The 13,079-nt window shown below is 41.5% G+C and carries 10 protein-coding genes; all 10 read right to left on the minus strand.

All coding sequences use genetic code 11. The features are described 5' to 3' along the window. Positions 1-212: 212 nt before the first annotated feature. A complete protein-coding gene (locus tag NSS77_RS01825) occupies positions 213-1,943 on the minus strand; it encodes a methyl-accepting chemotaxis protein (RefSeq protein ID WP_342470128.1) in 1,731 nt (576 codons plus the stop codon). 501 nt (positions 1,944-2,444) lie between these two features. Beyond that, entirely contained in the window at positions 2,445-2,858 is a 414-nt protein-coding gene (locus NSS77_RS01830; RefSeq protein ID WP_342470129.1) for a hypothetical protein, read from the minus strand. 2 nt (positions 2,859-2,860) lie between these two features. After that, complete coding sequence (locus NSS77_RS01835) at positions 2,861-3,187, minus strand: hypothetical protein (protein WP_342470130.1); 327 nt, start codon at positions 3,185-3,187, stop codon at positions 2,861-2,863. Positions 3,188-3,190: 3 nt separating this feature from the next. Further along, positions 3,191-3,763, minus strand: coding sequence for a hypothetical protein (locus tag NSS77_RS01840; RefSeq protein WP_342470131.1), 573 nt, complete (start codon positions 3,761-3,763; stop codon positions 3,191-3,193). Positions 3,764-4,344: 581 nt separating this feature from the next. Further along, positions 4,345-5,559, minus strand: a complete 1,215-nt coding sequence (locus tag NSS77_RS01845) for a DUF4097 family beta strand repeat-containing protein (RefSeq protein WP_342470132.1) — start codon at positions 5,557-5,559, stop codon at positions 4,345-4,347. A 212-nt stretch (positions 5,560-5,771) separates the two neighbouring features. Beyond that, positions 5,772-6,233 carry a VanZ family protein gene (locus NSS77_RS01850; protein WP_342470134.1) on the minus strand — a complete coding sequence of 154 codons (462 nt, stop codon included), beginning with the start codon at positions 6,231-6,233 and terminating at the stop codon, positions 5,772-5,774. A gap of 370 nt (positions 6,234-6,603) precedes the next feature. After that, positions 6,604-7,146 carry an ECF transporter S component gene (locus NSS77_RS01855; RefSeq protein ID WP_342470135.1) on the minus strand — a complete coding sequence of 181 codons (543 nt, stop codon included), beginning with the start codon at positions 7,144-7,146 and terminating at the stop codon, positions 6,604-6,606. A 320-nt stretch (positions 7,147-7,466) separates the two neighbouring features. Next, positions 7,467-10,334 carry an excinuclease ABC subunit UvrA gene (gene uvrA / locus NSS77_RS01860; protein WP_342470136.1) on the minus strand — a complete coding sequence of 956 codons (2,868 nt, stop codon included), beginning with the start codon at positions 10,332-10,334 and terminating at the stop codon, positions 7,467-7,469. A 73-nt stretch (positions 10,335-10,407) separates the two neighbouring features. Beyond that, complete coding sequence (gene uvrB, locus NSS77_RS01865) at positions 10,408-12,390, minus strand: excinuclease ABC subunit UvrB (protein ID WP_342470137.1); 1,983 nt, start codon at positions 12,388-12,390, stop codon at positions 10,408-10,410. Positions 12,391-12,570: 180 nt separating this feature from the next. Beyond that, positions 12,571-12,810 carry an IDEAL domain-containing protein gene (locus NSS77_RS01870; protein ID WP_342470138.1) on the minus strand — a complete coding sequence of 80 codons (240 nt, stop codon included), beginning with the start codon at positions 12,808-12,810 and terminating at the stop codon, positions 12,571-12,573. Positions 12,811-13,079 lie beyond the last annotated feature (269 nt).

Genomic DNA, 13,079 nt, shown 5'->3' on the forward strand with positions numbered 1-13,079 from the left:
CTTAAAAAAATAAAAATTTAAGCCCCGGGCATCCTATTGCCTTTTTTAGCCGATTTTAGAAAATTATCAACACTTTGTAGGTTGAATAGTATTTTTAAAAGTAGACAACCAGATGGTTGCCTACTAACTGTAAATTATTGGTTGTATAAGTTTCTGACATTGGGGTTGTCCCGCCCTTGATTCTATTTTTTTGTAAAGATTTCCATCCCATCTCAGCTTTCCATTTTAAATCGGCTGACCAATTGGTTGAGGTTTTTGGCCAAATCGGCGACTCCTTTCGAATAGGAGACGATTTCATCCATGGCACTGGTTGATTCTTGGATCAAAGCGGTATTCTGCTCGATTCCTGCCGAAGACTCCTGTGCCACCGCCGTGATATGGTTGACGGCATCATTGATTTGTTCACATTCAAGGAATACCTCCTGCAAATGATTGGAGATGGTTTCGATTTTCGACTGCATTTGTAAAATCGATTGGTTGATGTCATTGAATGTTTCTCTTGTTGTTTTTATTTTCGATGTCCCCTCCGTCACTTGCAAGAAACTGTCTTGAAGGGATTGCACCGTTTCTTTTGATTCCCGTTGAATGCCCTCAACAATCTTCACAATATTGCCAATGGAATTGGACACTTCATCCGCAAGTTTCCGTACCTCTTCGGAAACAACCGCAAATCCCCTTCCATGTTCTCCGGCGCGTGCCGCTTCAATCGTCGCATTTAATGCCAATAAATTCGTTTGCTCCGCAATATCCTGGATGATTTTGACCAGTTCTGTAATCATGTTGGTTTGGGCATCCAAAACCTTCACTTTTTCGATGGAGCGCTTCACCCCTTGATGGATGGATTCCATTTGTTTCTCGTAGTCGGCCATCAACTCCGTGCCTGTTTTGGTCATTTCAATGACGTCATTGGATGAATGCGCCAATTTGACTCCTTCATCCCGCGCTTCTTGGAGATGATTTGTAAATCGAACCATGATTTCCGACACTTGGCTGGTTGAATTGGCTTGATGATCCGCCCCTTCCGACAGTTCCGTCATCGAAGCATTGATTTGTTCGTTCCCTTCCTTCACTTCACTGGCACTCGCCAATAAATGATCGGATGAATCCACCAACCGGCTTGAACTGTCATTGATTCCATGGATGATCTGTTTCAAATCGCCGATCATTTTTTGGAATGCATTGGTCAATGCGCCAATCTCATCCTTGCGTTTCACTTCAAATTTGACGGATAAATCGCCATTTCCCACTTTTTCGATTTCATTGGTTAATTTCTTTAATGGTTTAATCAAATAAACCGAGAAAAGATATACGACAAGTATGCTTATAAGTAAAATAATGCCGGTAATCATGATTAATTGTGTCCGGTTGGAATTCATGACGTCAAAGAAAGTGGCCGCATCCAAGTCGGCACCGACAATTCCGATGACTTCCCCGGATTCGGATCGGATGGGCACATAGGTTGTAACAAGCGCCCCGAATTCTTTTGTATTGGAGATTTGCACTTGCGCTTTACCAGTTTCAAAAGCTTTGACAATATTCGGGTATAGGGTTACGTCTTCCTCATCCCCCATTTGCGATGCTTCATCCGAATCCAGAGGGAAACCGTCCACCATATAAAAATATGTATAATCATCACCTGTTTTTTCTCTTCCCATGGTAAAGAGATATGTAAGCCCCGTACTTTCCCTCAAATCATTCAATTTTTCGCGCAGCTCTTTATAATAAGCGGTATCAGGCCCCTTCGCCAACGTAATTTCCTGTTGATATCGTTCCGCATCAATCAGACGGACGGCGCTTTCCGCAATATTCCGCGCCACATCGCTCAAGGATTCTTCCGCCAGTTTCACGGACGATCTGTAACTCGTGTAGGAAATAATGATGCAGGAAAGCAGTATAATGGAAGAAAAAACTGCAATCATTTTTCCAGTAATACTTCTTTTCAACTTGCTCCCACCTACCTAATTCATTGAATGCTTTACATACGTAAAAATACTTATGTACTTATAGTAGAATCGATCATGTTGATCACTATTCTAAAATACTATGAGTTTCCTGAAAATTCAAGATAAAGAATATATTACAAATCGGAAATTGCTCCTTTAAATCGGCAAAAAAAACCAAACCCTTATATAAAAGAGTTTGGCGTTGGATAGAGATGTCTGGGAAAATCCGGGGACCCTTTAGGATTCCTGACCTAATGTCGTGTATCGGATAATGATATTTTTATTTAGCAAAGCGATGAATGAAAAACAACAGGAATATTGATATTCCAATGATTTTAAGCACTTTTTCGTTTACTTTACTTAGCAAAATGATAGATAAAAACGAATGATTTTGGGGCTAATTGGGGCAAATTTTGGGACAAAAATTCGGCGAGCGTGTGTATAGAAATAGGTGAGATAAAAAAGTAAAAATCCTTATGCCTAGAGTTTAGACATAAGGATTTATTCCTCATCTTGTTCTTTTAACTCTTCCAACAAACGAAGTACATTTATTGCTGGTAAAGTAACAGGAGGAATTCCGGAAATAGCTGTTAAAGTTGCTATATGCGATCTAGAATATGGAATTAGAATACTGATTGCGTTAATTAAATATTCTTTAATATCTCCTTTATCTACTTTGAAAAACCCCACTGTCAAAGTGTCAACAGTAAAAGGTACATTCTCAAATTTTTCTTCCAAATTAATGCCACATCTTAACAAAATAATAGCACTGCGTTCATCTTCTTTGTTTATTAACATTTCAACACCATAGCTAACATTTAATGGAGTTTCTTCTGAAGTATTATTAAAATTTGGATTAAAATGAAATTCAGATTTATCAATCCTAATTTTTTCTATTTTTAATTCACTTAACATTTTTAAGCTGCCCCTTCTAATGCATTGCTTTTTAATTGACTAATCTTGATTTTTATACCTTTTGATTTACTATTAAATCTTAAATTTGAATTATCATTATTGTAAAATAATGTCTGACTAAAATTAAAGTTGTAGTTGTCAGAATCTAAAGTGAACAGATTATCAAAATCAAAATCCTCTTCTTGATCAATATCAATTGATGCTTCAATATAACCCGGATACTCATTCCCTAAATCAACATAACCTGCTGCTAAATAAATCATTTCAGCTTCTTCTTGAGTAAACACGTTATGAGGATCTTTAATAAAATCACTTAATTTAATTCCCATATTTTACACCTCTTTCTTATAATCTACACTAACCATCGTTTTAATGATGTCCTTTTTTTTCACACATAATTCCGTTCCGTTAAAATAATTTGAATTTCTCGGCAATCCTTTAAAAGGTGTATACGTCTTTTTTTTAACCAGATGTACATCTAAGTTATATTTATGTATAAGAGATTCTAATATTACACCATCTAAATTATGCCTACCTTTACCTCCAATATTCGATTTGTATCTACGTGCAAGTGCTTTAAGTTCTTTATCATTATTACGTAATTCGTTAAAAATCTCCGCATTTCCTTCTTCATCCATATCTAAAATATTTTCTTCAGCTACTACAATTTCGCATTTAAGAATTGCAATATCTTCCTCTTTAATTTGTTTTTCAGCAAATTTACGTGCATTTTCTATGGAATCTAAATAAAAATATGCACCAGCACCTAAATCTCCAGGAACCTGTTCTAAACTCGCTTTATTAAACGTATATTTTTTAATATTAAAACCATATTTACATATTTTTTCTTTGCATGCTGAACTTGTTCCGTGATAACCTATAAACGACCTCAACATTAACATCACAACTTTCAACTTCTTAAATAATGGTATTTAATTCAAACAGTTAAGTTACTAGAGAAATTGCAACCTTTGTTATTATTTTGTTTTAAATTTCGATACTTTTTTTAATGAAATGATACACATTTTCTTTTACTTTTTCTACTATTTAGGCTGAATGTGATAAAAATATATCAAATCAATCATATTTTTAACCAAACATCATTTAGATATTTTATTTTATGCCAAAAACCCTCTGCGTGATAAACATATACCTATTAAAAGGTAACTTTAGCCCCTAAGATGTCCAATAGGCAATTCATACACACTTACAATACAAAGTATGACTGTGACTTTTTGAATATGTTTGGCGAATTCCGCACTTTTTGATACGTTCCCATTTTGCTGGGAATGAGCTTTAACGAGCTCAAATTTGAGCCGGTTAACGAGCCGAATTTTCGGTTGGTTAACGGGTCCAATTTCTGACCGTGATAATTAACTGAAGGAAATTTTTCCTTTAGTAGCGACTGCAATAGTGCCCACGAATCGTAGGTACTAGCGAGTCCGTTTAGGATCGGCTAAAAGAAGGGTCGGGAACCCTGAAAATATCAGGATTCCTGACCTAATGTCGTGTATCGGATAATGATGCTTCCTGTGCGGGATTCGCCTGTCAATTTTAATACTGGGGCATTTTCGATGATTTTATCGAAGTGCATCGTTTTGGCGAAGAATTGATCTTCCACCGTACGTGTCACCACATCTTGCAGGCCGAGGTCGATTTTTCCTACATTGGTCGATGCGGTACCGTTGATGGAAACGTTTTTCGGAACGTACAGCTCCACAGCGCCGGCAACCGTTTGAGCTTTCACTTTCCGCGCGTTTTTATCATTTGTTGTAACAATGACCGCGCCGTTTGCCGATTCCGCTTCCACTTCTCTGAGTTCTCCATCTATATAGATTCGTCCATTCACCGTTTGAACTTCCAAATCTTCCCCTTTTACATGCACAATTTCAATCGGGCCATTGCCGGATTCCACATTCGCATTTTCAAATTGGCCAACCGCATATTTGATTGGTCCGTTGTACGTGCGCAATTTTACGAGTTTCGCATTCACACCGTCAATGGACACGCCGCCGTTCAACAGCTTCATCAACACAATATCATACTGTTTTTCCGGAATGGAAAGTTGCACATTCACTTGCGTCAACTTGGATGGGCATTTCAATTCCAATTTGCCATCATTAAATCGGACAAAATCCCGCTCAAATTCGGCAATCGTCTTATCCTCATCATTGTCGATGGCAAATGTTTTGACTTTCGCCACGACTTTCAGCTCATTGGAATCGGAGCGTACCGCTTCCACTTTCCCGTTTGGAATTTCGATTTGGATGCCTCTCACTTCATCGCCGTTAAAGGAATATTGCTTTTCAAATTCCACTTTTGGATTACTCAAAGGAAATTCAATGTCCAATTCTTTCAATTTTTTGAAAGCGGTACCGATGACGCCCATCATGCTTTTGGAGAATTCCGTCAAGTCTTCTTTCACTTCATTCACGATCTCGTCCATTTTTTTACTGAACTCTTTGTTGTTAAAGTTTTTTCCAAAAATATCTTCAAAGCCTGTTGTTTTTTTCGACTCGGATTGCTGCTCTTGGTGGGATGACTGTTCGTTTGTTGGTGGCAATGGAACTGCGTTGGATTGAGATTCGGTCGTTGTGGAACTTTGCTTTTTATTGAGCGCTTCAAGCAAAGTGATCGCTTCTTCCGCAGAGATGGCTCCTTCTTCAACTAATTTGATGATCCGTTTGCGTTCGTTATCCATATTTACTGCCTCCCTCATAGTTCTATATCATCATATACGTTAGAATTCCCAAAAAAGTTTCCTGTTTTATCAAAATTATAAAGTTTTCAATTTTATGTTAAGAATACATTGGATTATTATGAACCATTTTCGGTGACGGCATACGGTTCAAAGGATTGATGAGGGGGCAAAAATTTGACATTTTCATTCGGTTTTTCTGAAAACCATATACTTTAATGGTTATAGGCAAAAATGATGATCATCAATAAAATCACGGGAACACCCACTATAATGGACAGGATGGAAACGGCGATATGTACCTGCTCTTTTGATTTGGATATGCTTTTCAATAACAGATAAATAAATATTCCCAGCAAGCCACCGATGGTATTTAATATTAAATCATCGATATCACTTGCCCCACATTTAAAAATATATTGCAGCACTTCAATGGCCAAGCTTGTCCCAATGATTCCCCCTAACACTTTCCAAAAACGGAACTGTTTCATATTGTCTGCAAAATAGACTCCCAATGGAATAAACATCAAGACATTTCCCCATACATTTATCGTAAATCCTTGTTCGGAAATCATGTCAAAGGGAACGATGTTAATGCTTCGGCGGACATCTCTTGCCAAAAATACCGTATCAATCAGCAGATACGAATAAAATACTAAAACAATCCAATAAGCCATGTTTAAAAATTTTTTTCATTTAAGATTCCCCCAAAATTCTGTATTCCAACTTTTATGCTAGCGGAAAATTCTTAAGTTAAAGCGATATAAATCTTAATTTAATCTTAATTTTTTATCCCGATCTTCTAATGGTTTGTCTACAATTTCTTTCTAAGACTAACCCATGTGGTGACGGATGATGTGACAATTGGATTGAAAGCTTTTGAGCCGTTCAGTTCCGTTTATGATTTATCAACAAATAAAAAAAAGCCGCCGATCTCCCTTCTCTAACCGGGATTGGCAACTTTATTGATGAATAAATAGGTTAAGTGAACCTATTCCTCCGAATTTTAGAAATATAAGACGGATGTAAACGGAATCTAGCACATTTTTATCGAGCGAAGGATGCAATGTACGGAATTTTTTTCAATACGAGGCAAACCGGGATGGCAATCATCATTCCGATCGCGTTTTGCACCAGATCCCCTGGAATTGAAGTCAGTGGAATAATCAAACTTGAAAACATGATGGCTTCCCCGATGTAATATACACCAATCATCACAGGAACGGATACAATCATCGCAAAAATGTTTTTCGGAAGGCTTTCCCCTTGGCTTCCCTTTGACCAAGCGATTTTTCCGACAATATATCCTTGTAATGCTCTGGATATAATCGTAATTGGGGCCCATACAAGCCAGCCGCCAACAAGATCAAATAACCCCATTCCAACCGCCCCTGCAATCGCTCCTTTTTTGGGGCCAAATAAAATGGATGCAATAAATAGCATCGCCGTTCCCAGATGAACCAACCCGCCATTTGAAGCAATCGGCAATTTAATATTCAAAAATACGGTGGATATGAATACAAGGGCAATCAACATCGCCTGGATGACCAAATCAACGGTCTTTGTCCTTGAATTTTGCATATTCTTCATCCCCTTTAGCGCAATGAAATTTATCATTACATTAGCAGAAGATTGACATCTATAAAAGTGTCAATTATTAATAATAAGACCATGTCAGTTTGATGGGGTGTTTGGGAAAAGAAAACATTTTCCCTTTTTTTCAATGCGATCATCGCGAAGTGGAGTATTTATTCGCCAAGGGGATGAATTTTATCGCCACATTTGGAAGAATAATCGCCTAGGGGAAAAATTTCACCTTCCCGAAATGAGTGCATCTTCAAAATAAATATTTTTCTTTTATACAAATAAAAAATAGTAGCACTGTCCTGCGTGCTACTATTTCCTATTGCTTACTTATCCGCGGCTTGGGCCAACAGCTTTTCCATCCGTTTGCGATCCCGTTCCAAAATCGGTTTCAAGTAGCGGCCGGTATACGAATTCTCATGCTCGGCCACTTCTTCAGGTGTGCCTGTCGCGACCACCGTGCCGCCTTTGTCCCCGCCTTCCGGACCCAAGTCGATAATATAATCCACCGTTTTGATCACGTCCAAGTTATGCTCAATCACAAGCACTGTGTCACCATTTTCCACCAGGCGCTGCAACACCGAAAGCAGTCTTGCAATGTCGTCCGTATGAAGTCCGGTCGTCGGCTCGTCCAAGATATAGAAAGATTTTCCTGTTGAGCGGCGATGCAATTCAGAAGCCAGCTTCACCCGCTGCGCTTCCCCACCGGACAAGGTTGTGGCAGGCTGTCCCAATTTCATATAACCGAGCCCGACATCCACCAATGTTTGAAGCTTCCGGTGGATTTTTGGAATGTTTTCAAAAAACTCCGTCGCTTCTTCAATGGTCATATCCAATACATCGGCAATGTTTTTGCCTTTGTATTTCACTTCCAACGTTTCGCGGTTGTACCGTTTTCCATGGCAGACTTCACATGGAACGTACACATCCGGCAAGAAGTGCATTTCGATTTTGATGATGCCATCGCCGGAGCAGGCTTCGCACCGTCCGCCTTTGATGTTGAAGCTGAATCGGCCTTTCTTATAGCCGCGCACTTTCGCTTCATTCGTTGAAGCAAACACTTCGCGGATGTCATCAAATACGCCTGTATATGTGGCCGGGTTGGAACGGGGCGTGCGTCCGATTGGCGACTGGTCGATGTCGATCACTTTGTCCAAATATTCAAGGCCGGTGATTTCCTTATGTTTCCCCGGTTTTGTTCTTGCCCCATTCAATTCATGGGCCAGTTTTTTGTATAAAATCTCATTCACCAATGTGGATTTTCCGGAGCCGGATACACCGGTCACCGCCACAAACATGCCTAATGGAATGTCCACTTTGATGTTTTTCAGATTATTTTCCGCGGCGCCTTTAATCGTAATTTTACGGCCATCCGGTTTTTTCCGGTCGCGGGGCAGTGGGATGAATTTCTTGCCGCTCAAATATTGCCCTGTGATGGATTTTTCATTATTCATCACTTCTTCCGGCGTTCCGGCTGCCACTATTTCCCCGCCGCGGGAACCGGCTCCGGGACCGACATCGATCAAATAATCCGCCGCAAGCATCGTATCTTCATCATGTTCCACCACAAGCAACGTATTGCCAAGATCCCGCATTTGTTGCAACGTATGGATCAATTTGTCATTATCCCGCTGATGCAATCCGATTGATGGCTCGTCCAGCACATACAATACCCCTGTGAGCCGTGAGCCGATTTGGGTCGCCAAACGGATGCGCTGGGCTTCTCCCCCGGATAACGTTCCGGCTGTGCGGCTCAATGTCAAATATTCCAAACCGACATTCAATAAAAACTCCAGGCGGTCCTTGATTTCTTTCAAAATCAAACGGGCGATTTGCATGTCCTTATCCGATAATTGAATATCGGAAAAGTATTGATACAGTTCCGCAACGGATAAATCCGTCACTTCCGAAATATTTTTTCCGTCAATTTTGACGGCGAGGCTTTCCGGTTTTAACCGTTGCCCCTTGCAGGTTGAACATTTCTGCTCCGTCATGAATTTTTCCATCGTCTCCCGCACCCAATCGGATGTGGAATCCCGGTAGCGGCGTTCGATGTTGTGCACGACGCCTTCAAAGACAATATCTTTATTGTGGACGCTGCCATATTCGCTTTCGTAATAGAAATGGATTTTTTCCCCGTTTGAACCATATAAAATGATGTCCAATTGTTCCTTCGGCAATTGGGATACCGGCACGTCCATCGGAATGTTGTAATGGCTGCACACCGCTTTCAGCAACTGCGGGTAGTATTGGGAGCTTGTCGGTTCCCATGGCGCGATGGCATTTTCTTCAAGGGTTTTATTCCAATCAGGAATCACCAAATCGATGTCCACTTTTAATTTGGAGCCAAGTCCATCGCACTCCGGACATGCCCCGAATGGACTGTTGAAGGAGAACATGCGCGGTTCCAGTTCTCCAATGGAAAATCCGCAGATGGGACACGCATGGTGCTCGCTGAACAACAATTCCTCATGCTCCATCACATCCACGACGACCCGTCCATCGGCAAGTTTCAGCGCCGTCTCCAACGAATCGCTCAACCGCGCTTCAACGCCTTCTTTGATGATGATGCGGTCCACCACCACTTCGATGTTGTGCTTTTTATTTTTATCCAGTTCAATGTTATCATCCAAGTCACGCAGTTCCCCATCGACGCGGACACGGACATAGCCTTGTTTTTTCAAATCTTCCAAAAGCTTCGCATGCGTTCCCTTTTTCCCGGAAACCACCGGCGCCAACAGTTGCACCTTTGTCCGCTCCGGATATTCCATAATGCGGTCCACCATTTGTTCAATCGTTTGGGATGTAATTTCAATTCCATGAGTCGGGCAGACCGGCTTCCCGATGCGGGCAAACAACAAGCGCAAGTAGTCGTAAATTTCCGTTACCGTCCCCACCGTTGAACGGGGGTTGCGGCTTGTCGTTTTCTGGTCGATGGAAATCGCCGGGGACAACCCTTCTATGGAATCCACATCCGGCTTGTCCATTTGTCCCAAAAACTGGCGGGCATAGCTGGACAAAGACTCCACATATCTACGTTGCCCTTCCGCGTAAATCGTATCAAAGGCCAAAGAAGATTTCCCGGAACCGGAAAGGCCCGTCAACACGACAAGCTTGTCCCGGGGAATCGTTACATCAATATTTTTCAAGTTATGGGAACGTGCACCTCGCACGACGATTTGCTTATTTTCCACATTCGTCACCTTTCTGTTTTCGAGTAGCGGGGGATTTTCCTTCCCCCTTGTTCTTTTTGACCGGACCATTCTGTCACATCTCTGATTTCAATTCAAAAATGGTATCCCGCAATTCCGCTGCCCGTTCGAAGTCCAGCGCCTTGGCAGCTTCTTTCATTTCTTTCTCCAATGCTTCAATTAATTTTTCCAATTCGGATTTCGTCAATTTCTTGCCTTTTGTCACTTTTGTAATATATTTTTCTTCCTCTTCCGCCGCATGGGTTGCGCGGATCAGTTCAGGAATTTCTTTTCGAATCGTTTTTGGTGTGATGCCATGTTCCTTATTATAAGCTTCCTGAATGGAACGGCGGCGTTTCGTTTCTTCAATGGCTTTTCTCATCGAATCCGTGATGGTATCGGCATACATGATGACATGGCCATTGGCGTTCCGGGCTGCGCGCCCAATCGTTTGGATCAAGGATGTTTCCGAGCGCAGGAACCCTTCTTTATCCGCATCCAGAATCGCGATCAACGATACTTCCGGAATATCCAAACCTTCCCGCAGCAAGTTGATGCCGACAAGCACATCATAAGTCCCTTTTCTCAATTCGCGAATGATTTCGATCCGCTCAAGGGTTTTGATTTCAGAGTGAAGATAGGCCACTTTGATGCCCATTTCCTTCAAATAATCCGTCAAATCTTCCGCCATTTTTTTCGTCAATGTGGTCACAAGCACCCGTTCATTTTTCTTCGTCCGCTTTTGAATTTCATCCACCAAATCATCAATTTGGCCTTCAATTGGACGGACGTCAACCGTCGGATCAAGCAGTCCCGTCGGCCGGATGATTTGTTCAATCATTTCCGGACAATGCTCTTTCTCATACGGTCCAGGCGTTGCGGATACATAAATGGCTTGATGGATATGCTGTTCAAATTCCTCAAATTTCAACGGGCGGTTGTCAAGGGCTGAAGGCAATCGGAAACCGTAATCCACCAACACTTGTTTCCGGGCCTGGTCGCCGTTATACATGCCCCGGATTTGCGGCAATGTCACGTGGCTTTCATCCACAACAATCAAGAAATCATCCGGGAAATAATCCAGCAACGTATACGGAGTGGCTCCCGGTTCCCGCAATGTCAAGTGGCGGGAATAGTTTTCGATGCCGGAGCAGTAGCCCATTTCCCGCATCATTTCCAAGTCGTATTTTGTGCGCTGTTCCAAACGCTGCGCTTCCAGGAGTTTTCCTTCCGCTCTGAATTTTTCCAGTTGTTCTTCCAACTCTTTCTCGATGTTTTCAATGGCCTTTTTCATTTTGTCTTCTCTTGTAACGAAGTGGGAAGCCGGGTAGATGGCGACGTGATTGCGGTCCCCGATGATTTCTCCGGTCAATGCATCCACTTCCCGGATACGGTCGACTTCATCCCCGAAAAATTCGATGCGGATGCAATGTTCATCCCGGGAAGCCGGGAAGATTTCCACTACGTCCCCGCGCACCCGGAACGTACCACGCTGGAAGTTCACATCATTTCTTTCGTACTGGATGTCCACTAACCGGCGGAGCAGCTGATTCCGCTCGATTTCCATCCCTTTTCGGATGGACACCACCATCTCGCGGTACTCGTCCGGATCCCCTAAACCGTAAATGCAGGAAACGGATGCCACAATGATGACATCTCTTCTTTCAAACAACGCGCTTGTGGCGGAGTGGCGCAGTTTATCGATCTCGTCGTTGATGCTGGCATCTTTTTCGATGTATGTATCCGATTGCGGCACATACGCTTCCGGTTGATAGTAGTCGTAGTAGCTGACGAAATATTCCACTGCATTGTTCGGGAAAAACTGTTTGAATTCGCTGTATAGTTGTCCGGCGAGGGTCTTGTTATGGGCAATGACCAACGTCGGTTTATTGACTTCCTGGATGACGTTCGAAATGGTGAAGGTTTTCCCCGTTCCTGTCGCACCGAGCAGCGTTTGATGCTTTTTGCCTTCCCGGATGCCTTGAACAAGCTGGGCAATCGCTTTTGGCTGATCGCCACTCGGCTGATAGGGAGCGTGCAATTCAAAAGTATCGGCCATATTTCACTCGTCCTTTCCCAATATGTCGTATGAATATTTTAGCATATCCTACTGTAAATATCATTCATTTCGCGAACGTACATTCTGAAAAACGTGTTTACAGGCACAAAAAATGCCGCCTTTTGCATGCTTGTATAAGCTTGTGCAAAAGGCGGCTTTTTTTATATGGATAGTGGTGGCTCAGTTCAGTGACTCCTGCAACTCATTCAATTCCTTCGCATATTTATGGAACGCTTCTTCATTTCTTTCATCCAACGCCTGATCGATGAAATTCCTTAATTGTTCAATCCGATGTAATCTTTGTAATCGGTTCAAGAACAAGTCTACGTAAATTTCGTTCAACAATTTTTCAGAATCGTTTACTGCTGGATTTGACCCTGCTGCACTAGAGAAGTTTGCGTAAAAATTATTTTTATCCATCGATATCACCCCGATTCCTTTTTTCTATTATAAAAAATCGGGTGTGAATTTTCAATATTTTTAGAAAAATAAAACTCTTGCAGTATAATTTTAGTCATTTCTACTTTCTTTTTCCTTTTTATTATGTGTAAAAAAGCATATATGTGCATGAATTCACTTTTTGATTTTCCGCATCATTATGCGAAATGGAATGCCGAAATTTTGATTTTGGTCGCAAAAACGGGTTAAAATATCGTTTTTCAGTTTATTCTTTATTTTCAAAAATTTGT

The sequence above is a fragment of the Ureibacillus sp. FSL K6-3587 genome (assembly GCF_038593165.1).
GTDB lineage: Bacteria > Bacillota > Bacilli > Bacillales_A > Planococcaceae > Ureibacillus > Ureibacillus suwonensis.